Annotated in this window: 16 protein-coding genes; 7 read left to right on the top strand and 9 right to left on the bottom strand. The window is 70.2% G+C overall.

Going from position 1 to position 18,225, the window contains the following annotated elements; translation table 11 throughout:
* Window positions 1–33: 33 nt before the first annotated feature.
* Window positions 34–2,178: an ATP-dependent DNA helicase DinG gene (gene dinG / locus ACOMD9_RS18620; RefSeq protein WP_421417481.1), complete on the bottom strand. Its 2,145-nt coding sequence runs from the start codon at window positions 2,176–2,178 to the stop codon at window positions 34–36.
* 285 nt (window positions 2,179–2,463) lie between these two features.
* Window positions 2,464–3,741 (bottom strand): ATP-dependent RNA helicase RhlB, encoded by a 1,278-nt coding sequence (gene rhlB / locus ACOMD9_RS18615; RefSeq protein ID WP_421417480.1) that lies wholly within the window; start codon window positions 3,739–3,741, stop codon window positions 2,464–2,466.
* A 169-nt stretch (window positions 3,742–3,910) separates the two neighbouring features.
* Here rhlB and ACOMD9_RS18610 point away from each other — a divergent pair, with 169 nt between their 5' ends.
* The 3 genes from ACOMD9_RS18610 (at window position 3,911) to ACOMD9_RS18600 (ending at window position 6,304) form a co-directional block, all read left to right on the top strand.
* A complete protein-coding gene (locus ACOMD9_RS18610; RefSeq protein WP_421417479.1) occupies window positions 3,911–4,165 on the top strand; it encodes a hypothetical protein in 255 nt (84 codons plus the stop codon).
* Window positions 4,165–4,992 (top strand): exodeoxyribonuclease III, encoded by an 828-nt coding sequence (gene xthA / locus ACOMD9_RS18605; RefSeq protein WP_421417478.1) that lies wholly within the window; start codon window positions 4,165–4,167, stop codon window positions 4,990–4,992. The genes ACOMD9_RS18610 and xthA overlap by 1 nt, the downstream gene beginning before the upstream one ends.
* A gap of 97 nt (window positions 4,993–5,089) precedes the next feature.
* Window positions 5,090–6,304, top strand: a complete 1,215-nt coding sequence (locus ACOMD9_RS18600) for an iron-containing alcohol dehydrogenase (RefSeq protein WP_421417477.1) — start codon at window positions 5,090–5,092, stop codon at window positions 6,302–6,304.
* A gap of 33 nt (window positions 6,305–6,337) precedes the next feature.
* Here ACOMD9_RS18600 and ACOMD9_RS18595 read toward each other — a convergent pair whose 3' ends face one another.
* Genes ACOMD9_RS18595 through ACOMD9_RS18570 form a run of 6 tightly spaced genes read right to left on the bottom strand, consistent with a single transcriptional unit; the run spans window position 6,338 to window position 11,173 of the window.
* Entirely contained in the window at window positions 6,338–7,366 is a 1,029-nt protein-coding gene (locus tag ACOMD9_RS18595) for a tetratricopeptide repeat protein (protein ID WP_421417476.1), read from the bottom strand.
* Window positions 7,367–7,387: 21 nt separating this feature from the next.
* Window positions 7,388–8,116 carry an energy transducer TonB gene (locus ACOMD9_RS18590; protein ID WP_421417475.1) on the bottom strand — a complete coding sequence of 243 codons (729 nt, stop codon included), beginning with the start codon at window positions 8,114–8,116 and terminating at the stop codon, window positions 7,388–7,390.
* The gene (locus tag ACOMD9_RS18585) at window positions 8,113–8,520 is read right to left on the bottom strand and encodes an ExbD/TolR family protein (RefSeq protein WP_421417474.1); all 408 of its coding nucleotides are present in this window, start codon (window positions 8,518–8,520) and stop codon (window positions 8,113–8,115) included. Before ACOMD9_RS18585 ends, ACOMD9_RS18590 begins: the two co-directional genes overlap by 4 nt.
* Complete coding sequence (locus ACOMD9_RS18580) at window positions 8,513–9,055, bottom strand: MotA/TolQ/ExbB proton channel family protein (RefSeq protein WP_421417473.1); 543 nt, start codon at window positions 9,053–9,055, stop codon at window positions 8,513–8,515. Before ACOMD9_RS18580 ends, ACOMD9_RS18585 begins: the two co-directional genes overlap by 8 nt.
* Window positions 9,030–10,403 (bottom strand): MotA/TolQ/ExbB proton channel family protein, encoded by a 1,374-nt coding sequence (locus ACOMD9_RS18575; RefSeq protein ID WP_421417472.1) that lies wholly within the window; start codon window positions 10,401–10,403, stop codon window positions 9,030–9,032. The genes ACOMD9_RS18580 and ACOMD9_RS18575 overlap by 26 nt, the downstream gene beginning before the upstream one ends.
* Complete coding sequence (locus tag ACOMD9_RS18570; RefSeq protein WP_421417471.1) at window positions 10,400–11,173, bottom strand: DUF3450 domain-containing protein; 774 nt, start codon at window positions 11,171–11,173, stop codon at window positions 10,400–10,402. Before ACOMD9_RS18570 ends, ACOMD9_RS18575 begins: the two co-directional genes overlap by 4 nt.
* A 257-nt stretch (window positions 11,174–11,430) precedes the next feature.
* On the opposite strand from ACOMD9_RS18570, the gene ACOMD9_RS18565 reads away from it, so the two are divergent.
* The 4 genes from ACOMD9_RS18565 (at window position 11,431) to fhuB (ending at window position 17,312) form a co-directional block, all read left to right on the top strand.
* Window positions 11,431–13,527 carry a TonB-dependent receptor gene (locus ACOMD9_RS18565; protein WP_421417470.1) on the top strand — a complete coding sequence of 699 codons (2,097 nt, stop codon included), beginning with the start codon at window positions 11,431–11,433 and terminating at the stop codon, window positions 13,525–13,527.
* A gap of 102 nt (window positions 13,528–13,629) precedes the next feature.
* Window positions 13,630–14,397 carry an ATP-binding cassette domain-containing protein gene (locus tag ACOMD9_RS18560; protein WP_421417469.1) on the top strand — a complete coding sequence of 256 codons (768 nt, stop codon included), beginning with the start codon at window positions 13,630–13,632 and terminating at the stop codon, window positions 14,395–14,397.
* A 52-nt stretch (window positions 14,398–14,449) separates the two neighbouring features.
* On the top strand, window positions 14,450–15,337 hold the full coding sequence (locus tag ACOMD9_RS18555) for an ABC transporter substrate-binding protein (RefSeq protein ID WP_421417468.1): 888 nt from the start codon (window positions 14,450–14,452) through the stop codon (window positions 15,335–15,337).
* Window positions 15,327–17,312: a Fe(3+)-hydroxamate ABC transporter permease FhuB gene (fhuB, locus tag ACOMD9_RS18550; protein WP_421417467.1), complete on the top strand. Its 1,986-nt coding sequence runs from the start codon at window positions 15,327–15,329 to the stop codon at window positions 17,310–17,312. Before ACOMD9_RS18555 ends, fhuB begins: the two co-directional genes overlap by 11 nt.
* Before the next feature lie 71 nt (window positions 17,313–17,383).
* Here fhuB and ACOMD9_RS18545 read toward each other — a convergent pair whose 3' ends face one another.
* On the bottom strand, window positions 17,384–17,995 hold the full coding sequence (locus tag ACOMD9_RS18545; protein ID WP_421417466.1) for a superoxide dismutase: 612 nt from the start codon (window positions 17,993–17,995) through the stop codon (window positions 17,384–17,386).
* Window positions 17,996–18,225: the final 230 nt, after the last annotated feature.

The raw sequence follows: 18,225 nt of genomic DNA, 5'->3' as shown, positions 1-18,225 counted from the left end.
CGAGCTTCGCCGGCGGGCCTGTCGCGTCCACGCTCAGGTATCCTGGCGGACGCCGTCGATCTCGCGCACGAAGGGCGGCAGCGCGTCCAGCAGCGCCCGGCCGTAACGACGGGTCAGCACCCGACGATCGAGCAGGGTGATGCGGCCGCTGTCGGCCTCCTTGCGGATCAGCCGGCCACAGGCCTGGACCAGCTTGATCGAGGCATCCGGCACGCTGATGCGCATGAAGGGGTTGCCGCCACGGCTCTCGATCCACTCGGCCAGGGTCGCCCCCACCGGGTCATCGGGGACGGAGAACGGCAACCGGGTGATCACCACATGGGTCAGGTAGTCGCCGGGCAGGTCGATCCCCTCGGCGAAGCTCGCCAGGCCGAAGATGATGCTGCCCTCGCCGGCATCGACCCGCGCCCGGTGACGGCTGATCAGCTCGCGCTTGGGAAGGCGGTCCTGGGCCAGCACCCGCTCGCGGCGTGGCGACGACAGCGCCTTCTCCACGCCGCGCAGCTGGGCCCGTGACGAGAACAGCATCAGCACCGCCTCGTGCTCGCCGAGCCCCTCCACGAAATCGACGATGGCCCGCTCGTGGCCTTCGCGGTCGGCCGGGTCGACCGCCTCGCGGGGCACGCTGAGCACCGCCCGGGAGTAGTCGAAGGGGCTCGGCAGGCGCTGGTAGCGGTAGCGGTTGGCGAGCCCCGCGCGCTCCTGCAGGCGCTCGAAGCGACCCAGGGCCGTCAGTGTCGCCGAGGTCACCACGGCACCGAAGCTGCTGCCCCAGAGGGTACGGGCCAGGGTGTGGGCGGCCGAGACCGGGCTCGCCGAGAAGGTCAGTTCCGGCTCCCCGCCGAAGCGCTCGAGGGTCAGCCAGCGTGCCCGGGGCGGCTCCCCGGGGTCGTCCTGCTCGCCGAAGGCCAGCCACAGGGCGTGGGCCTCCAGCGCACGACCGTGCAGCAGCGCCACCAGCGGCAGCCAGGCCTCGGCCTGCTCGCGGGGCAGCCCGGTGTGCTTGTCCGGATCGAGGCTCTCGCGCAGGATGTCGCTCATGCTCTCCAGGGTGCGCGAGAGCTCGGCGAAGATCACCACCAGGGCGGCGGCGAGTTCGCGCAGCGCCTCCGGTGCCCGCCCCATCTCGAAGCGGTGGTGGCGGCTCTCCTCGCCGTCGACGAGCCCCTGGGGACGCTCGGCCAGCTGGTGGCCCAGGGCGAAGGCCTCGCCGAGCCTCGGCTCCAGGGCGTCGATGGCCTGGGGCAGCCCGGCCAGCAACCGCGCCAGGGTCGGCTGCACCGCCAGGGCGGTGTTGAGCTCGGCAAGCGACTTCTTGAGGGTGCGCAGCCAGCGCAGCGCCCCGCCCACGGCGAAGCGGTGGGTGAAGTGCTGCAGCGCCTTGTCGGGCAGGTGGTGCCCCTCGTCGAACACGTAGATGCAGTCACCGGGAGCCGGCAACACCACCCCGCCACCGAGGGCGAGATCGGCCAGGACCAGGTCGTGGTTGGCGACGATGACGTCGGCACTGTCGAGATGCCGGCGAGAACGGAAGAAGGCGCAGGCCCCGAAGTGACCGCAGCGACGGTTGGTGCACTGGCGATGGTCGACCGTGAGACGCCGCCAGTGGCTGTCCTCGATGGCCTCGGGCCAGCTGTCGCGGTCGCCGGCCCAGCGGCCATTGCCGTAGGCCTCGCCCAGCGACTGCGCCAGGGCCTGGAAGGCGTCGCCGCCGCTGGCCAGCGACTGCTCGAAGAGCGACAGGGTGGGATTCTCCTCGCCACCGTCGAGGGCCTGGTCGAGGCGCGCCACGCAGATGTAGCGCCCTCGCCCCTTGGCCAGGGCGAAGTCGAAATCGAGGCCGCTGTGGGCCTTGAGGGCCGGCAGGTCCTGGTGGAGGACCTGCTCCTGCAGCGCCACCGTGGCGGTGGCGATCACCAGCCGCTTGCCGCGGGCCTTGGCCACCGGCAGCGCGGCCAGCAGGTAGGCCAGGGTCTTGCCGGTGCCGGTGCCGGCCTCGAGCACGCAGACGTGCTCGTCGCTGGTCCGCCGGCCGGCCTCGTCGCGCTCGATGCCCGCCAGGGTACGGGCGATCTCGGCGATCATCAGCCGCTGGCCGTAGCGCGGCGTGAGGTCGAGCCCCTCGAGCACGCGGCGGTAGGCGGCCTGGATCTCGCCCTTCAGGACCTCATCGAGCATGCTGGCGCGTCCATCGCATAGGAGCTGGCTCTGTCAGCCGCCGGGCATTCGCTGTCGGCATTTCTTTGCCACCTCGGTGTCGGGGCTGTCCCGGCGGCAGGCCTCCGCGAGGGCGCTGTGAACCCGTCCCTGGGCGCTACTTTTTCCTTCCCTGGAAAAAGGCCCTCGCTGCGACCGGACCCGGCACCCCTCGACGATGGCAAACCGCAATAGTCCCGAGCGTTTCAGGGGTATTCTTGCAGCTTAAAGCTTACCGCTCATCAAGCTTACCGCTCATCGCTGCCGTTAAAGCAGCCCTTCCGGCGGATGCTCGCAGGGCAGCTTGGCATTGATGAAGCGCTCGATCTCGGGCAACGAGAAGGCATCCTCCTCGCCCACGAAGCTGATCGACACCCCCTTGGCGCCGGCGCGACCGGTGCGGCCGATGCGGTGGACATAGTCCTCCGGGTCTTCCGGCAGGGTATAGTTGATCACGTGGCTGACATCCTCGATATGGATGCCGCGGCCGGCCACGTCGGTGGCCACCAGCACCTGGATCTCGCCCTCGCGGAACTGCTCGAGGGTTCGGATGCGCTGGTTCTGGGGCACGTCACCGGAGAGCATGGCGGCATTGATGCCGGCCTGCTTCAACAGTTCGTCGAGGCGGCGCACCAGGTCGCGGCGGTTGCCGAACACCATCACCCGGTCGAAGCTCTCCTGCTGCAGCAGCTTGACCAGCAGGCGCTGCTTGTCGTCGTCACTGACCAGGTAGACGCGCTGGTCGATGTCGGCGGCGTTCTCCACCGTGACCTCGATCTCCACATGGGTGGGCTCATGGGTCCACTGGCTCGCCAGGTTGAGGATGTCCTCGGTGAAGGTGGCCGAGAAGAGGAAGGTCTGGCGCTCCTCCTTCTTCGGCGTATGGCGGATGATGCGCTTGACGTCGGGAATGAAGCCCATGGAGAGCATGCGGTCGGCTTCATCGAGCACCAGCACCTCGACCTGGGTCAGGTCGACGTCGCGCTTCTGGTGGAAGTCGAGCAGGCGACCCGGGGTGGCCACCAGGATGTCGAGCTTCCTGCCCAGCCCCTCGCGCTGCTTCTGGTAGTCCATGCCACCGACGACGCTGGCCACGTTGAGATCGGTGAAGCGCGCCAGTGCCTTGGCGTCCTTCTCGATCTGCAGGGCCAGCTCCCGGGTCGGGGCCACGATCAGGGCACGCGGCGCCCCCGGCTTCTGGCCGTCGGGCGCCTCCTCCTCGAGGAAGTAGGCCAGTATCGAGATCAGGAAGGCAGCGGTCTTGCCGGTCCCGGTCTGTGCCTTGCCGACCACATCGCCCCCCAGCAGGGTATGGGTCAGGGCCTCGGCCTGAATCGGCGTGCAGTACTCGAAGCCCAGGGCGTGGATGGCGCGCATCAGCGGCAGCGGCAGGTCGAAGTCGTGGAAGCGCCACTTGCCCGCCACCGCCGGTACCTGGAACTGGCGCAGGTCCCAGCTCGACGACTGGCGACGCCGCGGCTTGCGACGACGGCGCTTGGGCTTGCGATCCTGGGCCGGTGATGTGATCTGTTCCGACTCGCTCATAGGCTTGCTGTCTAGTCCGTTTCAGTGGATAGGGTGCATGACACGATCCGGTATTGTACCAGCCTACGCCGCCGAGGGCCCGTTTCGCGCAAGGACGGTACAAGGATCGCTGTCGAAGCGCGAGGCACGGCTGGTAGAATGGACCGGCACACGCAAGGAGTCATGCGTCATGACACGCCGCAAGAAGACACGCTCGCTGGCCGACAAGGTGCAGATCCGCACCGGCAAGCGCAAGGATTTCAAGAAGTGGCGCCACGAGAATCCCGACCAGGTGACCTCGTCGACCCGCTATACCCAGAAGAAGCGCCAGCAGCGCAAGCTGCAGGCGGCCCGCAAGCTCGCCCGGCAGGAGGCCGGCGAGGCCATCACCATCCATCCCGATCGGGAGCAGGGTGAGGACGACGGACCGGAGAGCAGCGACTGATGCATCTCGTCTCCTTCAACATCAACGGTATCCGCGCACGCCTGCACCAGCTCGAGGCACTGGTCGACAAGCACCGACCGGCGGTGATCGGCCTGCAGGAGACCAAGGTCCAGGACAGCGAATTCCCCGTCGAGGCGGTGGAGTCCCTGGGCTACCGGGTCGACTTCCACGGCCAGAAGGGCCACTACGGCGTGGCGACGATGGTCGACACCGCCCAGTGCGGGGAGCCGGACGCGGTGCTCCATGGCTTCCCCGACGACGGCGAGGAGGCCCAGCGGCGCATGATCGGCGTGCGCCTGCGGTTGGCCGATGGCGAGCCGCTGACGGTGTGGAACGGCTACTTTCCCCAGGGCGAGAACGTCGAGCATCCGGTGAAGTTTCCCCACAAGCGGCAGTTCTATGCCCAGCTCAGGCGCCTGCTGGCCGATGACCACCGCCCCGACGAGCGTCTGGTGGTGATGGGCGACTTCAACATCTCGCCCCAGGACATCGACATCGGCATCGGCGAGGCCAACCGCAAGCGCTGGCTGCGCGACGGCAAGACCAGCTTCCAGCCTGAGGAGCGCGAATGGCTCGAGGGCATCAAGGCCTGGGGCCTGACCGACAGCTACCGGGTACGCCACCCCGGGGTCGACGACCGCTTCAGCTGGTTCGACTATCGCTCGCGGGGCTTCGAGCGCGACCCCAGGCGCGGCCTGCGCATCGACCATATCCTGGTCACTGCCCCGCTCGCCGAACGGGTGGTGGATGCCGGCATCGACTACGACCTGCGCGGCATGGAGAGGCCCTCCGACCACGCCCCGGTATGGACCGAGCTCGACCTCTGAGCCGCGCCACTCGAGGCGGCAGTGGCATGGCGATTGGCCCGGCCCGGGCGAGCCCCCTATAGTGGGTGTCCAGCCCGCCACCCCAGGGATCGCCACCATGCCGGACTCGCCCCGTCTCGAGCGCCTCGACGCCTTCCGCCTCTCGCCCCTTCCCGACATCCACTTCGGCCGCCAGGCCATCGACCGCCTGCCGGCGCTGGTCGCCCGGCACGGCAGGCGCATCCTGCTGGTCACCGGCAGGCGCTCCTTCGTCGACTCCCCCCGCTGGCCGGACCTCCAGTCGGCACTGGCCGAGCAGGGCATTGGCTGGCAGCACGTCAGTATCGGCGGAGAACCCTCGCCACAGCAGGTGGATGACATCGTGGCGGCGCATCGCGGCGCGGGTGTCGAGGTCGTGGTGGCGATCGGGGGCGGTAGCGCCCTGGATGCCGGCAAGGCCGTGGCCGGGCTGCTGCGCACCGGCACCTCGGTCATGGACCATCTCGAGGGGGTGGGCCGGGGCCAGCCCTACCCCGGGCCCGCGGTGCCGCTGATCGCCGTGCCCACCACGGCCGGCACCGGCAGCGAAGCCACCCGCAACGCCGTGCTCAGCGTGCAGGGGCCGGACGGCTTCAAGAAATCCTTCCGCGACGAGCGGCTGGTGCCCAGGGTCGCCCTGGTCGACCCGGACCTGCTGGCCGGCTGCCCCGGGGACCAGATCGCCGCGAACGGCATGGACGCCTTCACCCAGCTGCTGGAGTCCCATGTCTCCGTCAACGCCAGTCCGCCCACCGATGCGCTGGCCTGGTCCGGCATGCAGGCCTTCCGCCGGGGTTTCTGGACCGCCCTGGAAGCCGATCCCCGCCGAGCCGAGGAGGGCTATCCGGGGCTCGCCTACGCCTCGCTGATGTCCGGCATCACCCTGGCGCAGGCGGGCCTGGGATCGGTACACGGCCTCGCGTCGCCGCTGGGCGCCTTCTTTCCGATCCCCCACGGCGTGGTGTGCGGCACCCTGCTGGCCGAGGCCACCGCGCTGAACATCTCGGCACTGCGTGAACGCGCGGAAGCCCCCGAGGCCCTGGCGAAGTATGCTCGCGTCGGCCGCCTGCTCGACGTCTCGCCCGACCTGGACGACCACGATGCCTGCGACGCCCTGGTGGCGACCCTGCGCGACTGGACCCGCCGCCTGGCGATGCCGCGCCTGGGCGAGTTCGGCATGACCGACGGCGACCTGGCACGGGTGGTGGCCGGCGCGCGAGGAGGCAGCATGAAGACCAACCCTCTGGTACTCAGCGACGCGGAGCTGACGTCCCTGCTCGCTCGCCGGCTGTGATCGACCCTGCCCGACCGGGGACCCGACACAGGGTCACTGGCGCCGCGACGCCTCGATCCGACGCGACTCGCCCCAGGCCCGGGCGAGCTGCTCCAGCCGACGCCGATCCTCGCCGGCATCGCTCTCCTGCGCCACCCGCTTCCAGGCTGCCAGTGCCCGCTGGCGGTCCCGTGCCGCCTCCCAGGCCTGGGCCAGCAGCCGCCGATGCGCCGGGGTGTCGGGCAGCTCGCCACCCTCCAGCGCCTCGGCCAACCGCTCGGCGGCCCGCGCCGGGGTGCCCCCGGCCAGGTGCAGCCTGATCAACCGCAGCAGGTCCTCCTCCCCCGCCAGCACACCCCGGCGCCAGCCGGCCTCCCAGATGGCGGCGGCGCGCCCGGGCTCGCCGAGTCGCTGGGCCAGGGCCGCGGCCCGACGCCATGACGCCGCCGAATCGCCCTCCTCGAGATTCGCCTCGAGCAGGGCCAGGGCCTCACCCGTCCTGCCGGCCCGCTGGTAGACGATGCCGGCGAGCTCACGCCGCCCGGCCCCGGCGCTGTCGGCATCACGCAGGGCCAGCCCCACCCGCTCGGCGGCGGCATCCCAGCGCCCGAGTTCGGCCAGCCAGCGCACCAGGCGCCACTGCTCGTCGGAGTCGTCGCCATGCGGCGCCAGCCACTCGCCGAGCAACTCCACGGCGCGCTCGGTCTGCCCCGCCGCACGGCGCAGCGCGGCCTCGTCGTGCAGACGCGCCGCCCGCCAGTCGCCGGGGGCCGCCTGGATGCCTCGGGCCGCGTTCAGCAGGTCGGCCGCGGTTGCCGGCCGCTCCCGGCGCGCTTCCGCGCCGGCCGCCAATTGCAGGTAGAGAGCACGCGCCCAGCGGTCGGCAGCATTGCCACCCTCGAGCCGCATCGCCTGGGCCAGGGCGCGCTCGCTCACGGCGTCGAGTTCGCCCCGCTCGAGGCGCTGCTGCAGGGCCTCGAGGTCGGCGATGAATGCACCGGGCAGCGACGGTGCGGCCCCTGCCGGCGCGACATTCAGCAGCCAGGCGATGGCACACAGGAAAGCGAGTCGTTTTGCCCACATGACGCTTACCTCAACTGGCTCTCATCTCAACTGGAATTCCAGGCGCTGGCGGGCGCGCCGCAGCCCCTCGGCCGACTCGAAGCGCCAGCGGGCCACCGCCTGGCGGGCGGCATCGTCGAAGACATGGCGCGGGCGGGAGTCGGTGACGCGAATCGTCGAGGCGTCGACGCGCCCGTCGGGACGAATCACGAACTCGAGTTCGACATGCCCCTCCAGGCCACGACGCTGGGCCCGGGCCGGATACTCCGGCGGCACCCGACTGGTGGGCGCGATCCGGCCCACGTCCACCGGCGCCTGGTTCACGGGTTCAGCGCTCGCCTCGGCAGACGCCTCAGTCGCGGCCGACCGGGATTCGGGGGCGGGCTCCGGCGAGGGGGCGGGGTCGGGCTGCGGCTGGGGGTCGGGCGCCGGCAGCGTCTCGGTCAACTCCGGCAGGGACGTGTCGAGCTCCAGCGGCGCGAACGCCTCCGGCGGCAGTTCGGGCTCGGGAAGCGCGATGGGGCTCTCCATGGGAGGCGCAGGCTCCGGCCGGGGCGGCGGCGGTGCCGCCTCGGGCGGAGCGGCGGCTTCCGGAGATGGTTCGGTGACCTCTTCCTCCACCGGCTCGGGGGCTTCGATGGTGCTCAGGGGCATGGGCCTCTCGAGCACCTCGATTTCCTGCTCGGGCGGCGCGACCAGCAGCGCCAGCAGCCAGAACAGCAGCAACGCCAGGGAGATGCCGCCGAGCGCCGACAGCCCCCTGCGGATCATGAACCGCTCCGGGTCGCCGCGACGGCCACGTCTTCCACCCCGGCCTGGCGGATGCGGTCCATGACCTCGATCAGCAGGCCAGTGGTGGCGGCGCGGTCGGCCTGGATGACCACGCCGCCGCCCTCGCTGACCAGGCCGGCGACGCGCTCGCCCACGCGATGGGCATCCACCGCCTGGCCGTCGACCCACACCGCCCCCTCGGGGGTCAGCGCCACCATCACCTGGGCATCCGGCCGGGGTGTGGCGGCGCTCGACTCGGGGCGCTCGATCTCCACCCCGCTCTCCTTGATGAAGCTGGTGGTGACGATGAAGAAGATCAGCATGATGAAGACGACGTCCAGCATCGGGGTCAGGTTGACCTCGCTGGCCTCGCCACTGTCGGCGGTGAGCCGGCGTCTACGCATCGGTTTCCTCCACGGCCCGGGCCAGGCGGTCGTGCAGCCGCTGGTCCTCGCGCCGGATGATGTGCTCCAGGCGGCTGGTGAAGAGCAGCCCCACCACCGCCACGGCCATGCCGGTCAGGGTCGGCAGGGTCGCCCGCGCCACGCCGTCGGCCATGGCCCGGGCCTGGCTCGTCTCGCTCATGGCCAGGCCATCGAACACGGCGATCATCCCGGTCACGGTGCCGAGCAGCCCCAGCAGCGGGCAGAGGGCCACCAGCAGCTTGAGCCAGGGCAGCGGGCGACGCAGTCGGGCGATCAGCTCACGGGTCCAGACCTCGCGCAGGGTCCGCGCGCTCCAGGTCAGGTGATCATCACGCGACACCCAGCGGCGAATCAGGGCACGGCGGGCCCCCCGATAGGTGATGCGGAAGTACCAGACGCGCTCCAGCGCCAGGCTGAACAGCAGCATGGCCACCAGGGCGATCCCCACCAGGACCGCACCGCCCGCCTCGACCAGGCGCTGCAGGGGATCAAGCCAGAGCGGCATCACGGGCATCGCTCCCCACCACCGCCGGCATGCCGGCCGCACGATTCTCCAGATGTTCGGCCAGGGCGGCACTCGCCTGCCCCTCGACGACACCGGCCAGGTGACGGCTGCGTCCCGCCAGGGCGGTGTGGGCGAACAGCAGCGGCACGGCGGTGATCAGCCCCAGCACGGTGGTGACCAGCGCCTGGCTGATGCCGCCGGCCATCAGCTGCGGGTCGCCGGTGCCGAATACCGTGATCGCCTGGAAGGTCACGATCATGCCGGTCACCGTCCCCAGCAGGCCGAGCAGCGGCGCCACGGCGGCGAGCAGCTTGACCAGCGCCTGACCGCGTTCGAGCCGCGGCTGCTCGGCCAGCACCGCCTCGTCGAGCCGGGCCTCCAGGGCCTCCGGCGTCTGGCTGCCCTCGAGGGCACGGAAGCGACCCAGCACCCGCCCCAGCGGGTTGTCGCCACGCAACCGACTCAGGTCACGCCGTTGCCGCCGCACGGCCAGACTGACCCGCAGCAGGTAGCCGTACTGGGCCAGCGCCACCAGCAGGCCGAAGGCACCGAGCGCGACCACCACGTAGCCGACGGCACCTCCCTGGTGAAAGCGCTCGACGAGATCCGGACGCTGGGCCAGGGCCGCCACGACTCGACCGCCGGTCGGATCCAGGGCCAGCGATCGCGTCTCACCGGCGTGGAAGGCCGCGAGGCTCGTCGCCACCTCCCGCGGGGTGCGCTCGCCCACCGACAGCACCGCGTCGTCGGCACCGCGGCGCAGCAGCTCGCCCTCGGTGAAGGCGGCCAGATCGCCCAGGCGTACCACCCGGCGCGGCGCGACCTCGCCGTCGGTCCCGGCCACCGGGGCCTCGAGACGGACCACCCGGCCGGTCTCGGCGGTCAGCGCCATCAGGCTGTCGGCGAATCCCTCGAGGTGCTCGAGCTCGAGCACCTCGACGTCGTCGAGCCGCGGCGGCACGTCGGCACCGCCGACCGTGGTCCAGCTCCCGGCCAGGGCATCGCGCAGCTCGCCGGTGTGCCGGACCAACGCCGCCAGGATGCCCTCCAGGTCGCGCCCCTGCTCCTGCTGGCGCTCGTCGAGCTCGGTCTGCCACGCCTCCAGCTCGTCCTGCCGGGCCTCCAGCTCGCGGTGCCGCCGGCGGGCCGTATCCCGGGCCTCGCGCGCCTCGGCCAGCGCCGCCTCCAGGGCCTCGCCATCCTCGACCAGCGCGGCCAGCCGGGCCTGGTCCCGGGCCTCGGCGGCCTCACGCTCGACGCGCAGCGTGGTCAAGGCCTCGGTCTGGGCCAGGGCCGACGTCGTCAGGCACAGCGACACGGTGCACAGCAGTCCGCCGAGCCATTGGCGCATGCTCATGAGCGCTCCTCCTGATTCCCGGGCGAGGTCAACGGCTGTGATACCGGCAGCTCGAGCAGGGCCGGCGCCCGCTGGTCGCGGGCGATACGCAGCCCCTTGCGCACCTCGCTGCGTTCGTCATCGTCCAGGGGTCGCCAGCGATTCTCGTCGGCGAGCCAGACCCCGCCGCCGCGCCCGTCCGGCGTCAGGTAGTAGAGCCCGATCCGCCCGAGACGCAGGTAGTCCACCTCGCGCCGGGTCTCGTCCCGGGTCAGGTAGCCACGCCAGGCATCCAGCTCGCGGCCGTAGTCCAGCTCGGCGCGCCAGGCCGCCAGGAGCCGCTCCAGGCGCTCCACTTCCGGCAGCGCGGGATCGCCCAGGCTGGCGAGGCGCGCCCGGCGCTCCTCCACCAGGAACGGCAGGTCGTGCTCGATCCACCGCGCCAGGCGCGCCTCCAGCCCCTCGGTCAGCGACGGCAGCGCCTGGCGGGTACTCGTCAGGGAGTCCAGCGCCGCCTCACGCCGCGAGAGGCTCTCGGCCCGCTGCTCCACCCGGGGTTCGAGTTCGGCGTTACGCGCCGCGAGGCGCCGCGTCTCGGCCTCGAGCTCGCGAAGCTCCCGCAGTCGCTCGCGCGCCTCGTCATCGGCGGCGTCGATGCGTGCCTGCAGTTCGGCCTGGGCACGCTGCGCCCGGGTCGCCTCGTCCAGCAGCGTCTCCTCGGCTGCCACCGGACCGGCCACGAGCAGCCAGAGCAGTGCGCCGTACAGGAATGGATGTCGAAACGTCACCACGACCGGACTCCCTCGATGTTCATGAACCTCCCCGATTGGACGCATGAGTGGCCGGGAAGGCAAGCGGCCAAACCATGCCACCAATGAAAACAATTATCAATCATGCTGGAATCCCCCTCGGAAGACTCGCCTGGCGTGGCAAGGCTGGCAGTCAATATTACAAATGCTAATCTGTCTCATTGTGATTAATTTTCATGATGCTATCCTTGCCCCGCTTCGGCCCGATCCGATCCAGTCTTCCAGCAAGGGAGCCCATAATGAAGAAGCGCATCACGCTCGGTCTCGCCATGGTCACCGGCTCCGCCACCATGGCCCTCCAGGCCCAGGACGTACAGGACACCATGGTGGTCGTGGGGTCGCGCACCCCCACCCAGATCAGCCAGATTCCCGGTGCGGTGTGGGTGATCGAGAAGGAGGAGCTGCAGCAGCAGGTCGAGTCCGGCGCCGATCTCAAGGGCGCGCTGGGCAAGCTCGTGCCCGGCCTCGACATGGCCCCCCAGGGCCGCACCAACTATGGCCAGAACCTTCGCGGGCGCACCGTGCAGGTGCTGATCGACGGAGTGTCGATGAACAGCTCCCGGGGCCTGTCCCGCCAGTTCGACGCCATCGACCCCTTCAACATCGAGCGTGTCGAGGTGATCTCCGGCGCCAGCAGCCTCTACGGCGGCGGCGCCACCGGCGGCATCATCAACATCATCACCCGCAAGGGCCGGGCCGGCGGACCGGACTGGCGTACCGAGGCCGGCATCACCACCGGTTTCAATGACAGCGATGACCTCGACAAGCGCATCGCCCAGTCGGTCAGCGGCGGCAACGAGCGGGTGCAGGCCTATCTGGGCACCGCCTTCCAGGACAACGGGCGCCACTTCGACGCCGGTGGCGACGAGATCTTTCCGGATATCGCCCAGACCGACCTGCAGGACAACCGCAGCATCGACGTGCTGGGCAACCTGACCGTCAACCTGGCAGACGACCAGACCCTCGAACTCGGCGCCCAGCTCTACCGCTCCGGCTACGAGGGCGACCGTGGCGTCTACTTCCCGAACCTGGATGCCGACACGCCCGACCTGGAGGATGCCGAGATCCGCGACGGCTACCGCTCCGACCGCGACCCTGCCACCGACCGGCGGATGGTCAACCTGCAGTACCATCATGGTGACCTGCTGGGCCAGAACTTCTACCTGCAGGCCTTCCATCGCGAAGAGGAAGCCAGCTTCCAGGCCTTCCCCTACCCGGTCGCCGGTGGCTCCGAATTCCGCGCCTCCAAGCAGAACACCGACCTCAGCGGAATCAAGGCGCTGTTCGATGCCCGCTGGACCGATCGCATCGGCCTGACCTACGGCCTGGACTTCGACCGTGAACGCTTCGATGCCAGCCAGATGACCTTCGCCAAGACCGTGTCCGACGCGACCGGCGGCCTGGCCCAGGAGCAGGCCGACATCGCGCCCCGCTACCCCGGCTACCGGGTCGACAGCCTCGCCGCCTTCGCTCAGGCCGACTGGCAGGCGACCGACGCCTTCAAGCTCTCGGCTGGCGCCCGCCGCCAGCACTCCGATGTCGAGGTCGACGACTTCGACGGCATCCCCGGTGGCGAGAACGACTACGATGCCACCCTGCTCAACGCCAGCGCGCTCTACGACCACGGCAACGGCCACCAGAACTGGCTGCGCTACAGCCAGGGGTTCGAACTCCCCGACCCGGCCAAGTATTACGGTCGCCCCGGCATCAGCGTCGACGAGAACCCGCTGTCGGCCATCGAGACCGACCAGGTCGAACTCGGCTGGCGCTACCAGGGTGGCGACTGGGTGGCCCAGGCGGCGGCCTACTACGCCTGGTCCGACAAGACCCTGGCGATCAACAGCGGCGACCTCAGCGTCGACGTGATCGACGAGAAGAAGCGCGACTACGGCCTCGAGGGCGCCCTGACCCGCTACTTCGCGGGCGACATCGAGGCCGGCGGCACCCTGCACCTGGTGCGCTCCGAGCAGGAGAACGACGATGGCAACTGGGACAAACGCGATGCCCGCTCTGCCTCGCTCTCCTCGGCCACCGCCTTCGTCGGCTGGCGCGATCATGTCCACTCGGCGCGCCTGCAGGCCAACCACGTCATGGATCTGGAGGATGACGCCGATCGCGAGATCGATGGCTTCACCACCCTGGACCTGTCGCTCGGCCGGCAGACCGACGTCGGCAGGTTCAGCCTCGGTGTGCAGAATCTCCTGGACGAGCAGTACTCCACGGTATGGGGGCAACGTGCGGCGATGTTCTACTCGCCCTTCTACGGCCCGGAATACCTCTACGACTACCAGGGCCGCGGGCGCACCTACACCCTGACCTGGTCGATGGACTACTGACGCGCGCGAGGCCCTCGCCCCTGGATCGCCGGGCGTTATTGATAAGGATTATCATTCGCCTTATGCTGACGCCCTTGCCCCCATCCGCCGGAGATACTCCCGATGTTCGAGCTCAGAGGCGCCGCCTTCGAGATCGATGGCAAGGCACTGCTCGCCCCCACCGACCTGACCTTCGACGAGGGGCGGGTCCATGGCCTGATCGGTCACAACGGCTCAGGCAAGTCGACCCTGCTCAAGCTGCTGGCCCAGCAGCAGCCACCCAGCCGTGGCGAGGTGCACCTCGACGGACGCCCCCTGTCCGCCTGGGGCAACCGGGAATTCGCCCGCCAGGTGGCCTACCTGCCACAGCACCTGCCCGGTGCCGAGAACCTGCTGGGGCGCGAGCTGGTCGGTTTCGGCCGTTATCCCTGGCACGGCCTGCTGGGGCGGCATACCCGCGAGGACCGGGAGCGGATCGAGCACGCCATCGCCCTGACCCACACCGAGGCATTCGCCGACCGCCTGGTCGATACCCTTTCCGGTGGCGAGCGCCAGCGCATCTGGCTCGCCATGCTGCTGGCCCAGGGCAGCCGCTTCCTGCTGCTCGACGAGCCCCTGGCGGCACTCGACATCGCCCACCAGGTGGAAGTCCTGTCGCTGGTACGCCGGCTCTGCCGCGAACTGGGCCTGGGGATGATCATCGTGCTGCACGACGTCAACATGGCGGCACGCTACTGCGACCACCTCGTCGCCCTGCATGGCGGTCGCCTGCTGGCCCAGGGCTCACCGGCCGAGATGATGGACGACGACATCCTGGAAGCGATCTACGGGATTCCCATGCGGGTCATGTCCCATCCCGGTGGCCGACACCCCGTCGCCGTGGTGCATTGACCCCCGTCGCGTCGACTTCCCGACTGCCCTCGAGCCACCCGCGGAGCCCCTCTTGCCCACCCCCCTTGCCCTCTCCCGTCATCCCCTGCTGGCCGGCCTGCTCGGCCTGCTCCTGCTTCTGGCCCCCGCCCACGACTCGCAGGCCGATGCCCCCTCCGTCGCCACCCTCGACTGGACCATCGCCGAGACCCTGGTCGCCCTCGGCGCCATGCCCCGGGCCGTGGCCCAGGTCGATGCCTACCATGAATGGGTCGGCGAGCCGACACTGGCGCCCGATGTCGTCGACCTCGGCCTGCGCACGCAGCCCAACCTCGAGCTGCTGGCCAGCCTCTCGCCGGACCGGATCCTGATCTCGCCCATGTTCGCCAACCTGACCCCACGACTGTCACGCATCGCCCCGGTCGACACTCTCGAGCTCTACACCCCGGGCACCGACACCTGGCAGCAGATGCGCCGGCTCACCCGTCGGGTCGCACGCCGGGTCGGGCAGCAGGCCGCCGCTGAACGCCTGATCGAGACGACCGAGGAGCGGCTGGCGCAACTGCGGGAACGGCTGCCGCAGGGGCAGCCACCCCTGCTGATCGTGCAGTTCATGGATCACCGCCATGTACGGGTGTTCGGCGAGCACGGTCTCTACCAGGCCGTGCTCGATCGCCTGGGGCTGGCCAATGCCTGGCAGCGCCCCACCAACTACTGGGGCTTCTCGCTGGTGGGCATCGAGGCGCTGGTCGACATCGAGGCACGGCTGGTGGTCGTGGAGCCGCTGCCGGTGGGGGCCGGACAGCGCCTCGCCGGCAGTGGCCTGTGGCAGGCACTGCCGAGCGTCCGGGACGGCACCCGGATCACCCTGCCCCCGGTGTGGAGCTTCGGCGCCCTGCCCTCGGCGCGGCGCTTCGCCGAGGCACTGGTCACGGCCCTGGAGGGCGCTGATGGTGACTAGGTCCCTGCCATCGCCGGCCCCCGGCCGCCTCTGCCTGCTGCTCGCCGTGGCCCTGCTGGCGCTCGTGCTGGCCGCGCTTCAGTCCCAGGCGGGACTGGTCGAAGGGCTGGCGGCCCTGTTCCGCCCTTCCGGCCAGACCGCCTCCGGGTTGCTGCTTCACTACGGCTGGTGGCCACGCCTGAGCATCGCGCTGCTCGCGGGGGGCGGGCTGGCCCTGGCCGGAGTGCTGATGCAGCAGGTGCTGCGCAACCCGCTGGCGGCCCCCACCACCCTGGGGGTCGCCAGCGGCGCGAACCTGGCCTTGATGGCCGTCACCCTGATGGCGCCTGGCCTGCTGGTGCTCGGACGCGAATGGGTGGCACTGCTCGGCGGCGGCCTGACCATGGGCCTGGTGTTTCTGCTCGCCTGGCGCCGGGGCCTGGCACCCATGGTGGTGGTACTGGCCGGACTGGTGGTCAACCTGTATGCGGGCGCGCTGGCCATGGCCCTGCTGCTCTTCCACCAGGAAGCCTTGAAGGGACTGCTGATCTGGGGGGCCGGGTCGCTGTCGCAGAGTGGTTGGGACGGCGTCGCCTTCCTCTGGCCGAGGGTCGCGGTCGGCGCCCTGCTGGCCTGGCTGCTGCTGCGCCCGCTGGCGGTGCTCGACCTCGACGATGCCAGCGCCCGCAGCCTGGGCGTCTCGCTCAAGCACCTGCGCCTGGCCGGGCTGGGGCTGGGTGTCTTCATCACCGGCTGCGTGGTCAGCGTGGTCGGGGTGATCGGCTTCATCGGCCTGGCCGCACCCAACATCGTGCGCCTGGCGGGTGCCCGGCGCCTGGGCCAGCGCCTGCTCTGGTCGACGCTGCTCGGCGCCCTGCTGCTGGCCTCCACCGACCTGCTGCTGCAGCGCTTCTCCGGCGCCCTGCCGACGCTGATCCCCACCGGCGCCACCACCGCAGCACTCGGCGCCCCCCTGCTGCTGTGGCTGATCCCGCGTCTCAAGCTGACCGGCGACCAGCCACCCGGCAGGCCCCAGGCCATCGGCCATCGCCACCCCGCGCCCGGACGGCGGGCCGCGTGGCTGGCCATGCTGCTGTCGCTGGCTGCCCTGGTCGCCCTGCTGGTCGGCCAGACGGCGTCGGGCTGGCAATGGCTGTCGATCAGCGACTGGAGCCTGCTCGAGTGGCGATTGCCGCGCCTGCTGGCCGCCGCCGGCAGTGGCGTGATGCTGGCCGTCGCCGGCACCATCGTCCAGCGCCTCTCTGCCAACCCCATGGCCAGCCCCGAGGTCCTGGGGATCAGCGGCGGCAGCGCCATTGCCCTGATGGGTGCCATCTTCCTGCTCCCCTCCCCCGGCAACCTGGCGCTGGTCAGCGCCGGCACCCTGGGGGCGCTGTGTACCCTGGCGCTGCTGGTGATCCTGAACCGGCGCAGCGGCTTTCTCCCCGAGCGCCTGCTGCTGACCGGAGTGGCGGTCACCGCCCTGTTCGATGCCGTGCGCGGCATCGTGCTCAGCGGCGGCGACCCCCGCGGCCAGCAGGTCATCGCCTGGCTGTCCGGCTCCACCTACTATGTCGACCTGAACAGTGCCGTCATCGTTGCCGGCCTGGCCGTGGCACTCGCCCTGGCGGCACAGCCCTTCGCTCGCTGGCTGGATATCCTGCCGCTGGGAGCCGCCACCGCCCGCGCCCTGGGCATGAGACTCGATCGTGCACGCCTGGCCCTGCTGCTGCTGGTGGCCCTGCTCACCGCCTGTGCCACCCTGGTGGTGGGCCCCCTCTCCTTCATCGGGCTCCTCGCGCCGCACATGGCGAGACTGCTGGGCTTCAGCCGGGCACGCATGCACCTGCCGGGTGCCGCCCTGGTCGGTGCGCTGCTGATGGTGCTGGCCGACTGGCTCGGGCGTCAGTGGCTCTTCCCGCAGGAGATCCCCGCCGGCCTGGTCGCCTCCCTGCTGGGCGGCGCCTACTTCATGTGGGGACTGAGGCGGTTGTAGGGTGGCGAGGCCGGAAACAGGACGCCGCGACCCGTTCGGCCGCGGCGTGAAATGGCGGGCCGGCGTCGACCTCAGCCGGTGGCGGCCTGGTAGCGCCGCTCGACTTCGTCCCAGTCGATCACGTTGAAGAAGGCGGCGACATAGTCCGGCCGCTTGTTCTGGTACTTGAGATAGTAGGCATGCTCCCAGACATCCAGGCCCAGGACCGGGGTGTTGCCATACGAGAGCGGGCTGTCCTGGTTCAGGGTGTTCTCGACCACCAGCTTGCCGTCGGGTGTCACGTTCAGCCAGGCCCAGCCACTGCCGAAACGGCCCAGAGCCGCCTTGGTGAGGGCCTCCTGAAAGGCATCGTAGCCCCCCAGCTCGCTGTCGATGGCCGCGGCGACCCGACCCTGCGGCCTGCCGCCGCCGTTGGGTGACATCATCCGCCAGAACATCGTGTGGTTGGAGTGACCACCGCCATTGTTGATGACTGCCTGGCGCTTCTCCTCGGGCACCCTGTCCAGAGAGGCGAGCAGCTCGTCGACCGGCACCTCCTCCAGTCCGGTTCCTTCCAGGGCCGCATTGAGGTTGTTGACGTAGGTCTGGTGATGTCGGCCATGGTGGATCTCCATGGTCATCGCGTCGATGTGCGGCTCCAGCGCGTCATGGCTATAGGGCAGATCAGGTAGTGTATGCGGCATGATGACTCCTCCATGAATGGCATGAACGGGGCAAAGGCCCCAACCATCTCCAAGGATGGCAAAGCCCTGCACATAACGCTAATAATTCCCGTTATCTCTTGTATAGCAAACGGCTATCGACATCCTGCCACCCCGACGAAAAAGGGCCGACACCCGATGGAGTCGGCCCTTTCTCGTCGACACTGGAGCGCGGATCGGCGCTGGCTTTCCAGCGCCGGCAGCGCCTCGAA

The sequence above is a fragment of the Halomonas terrestris genome, from assembly GCF_049166755.1.
Classification (GTDB): domain Bacteria; phylum Pseudomonadota; class Gammaproteobacteria; order Pseudomonadales; family Halomonadaceae; genus Halomonas.
Note: the sequence above shows the minus strand (reverse complement) of the source record. Positions and strands in the feature narration are given on the sequence as shown.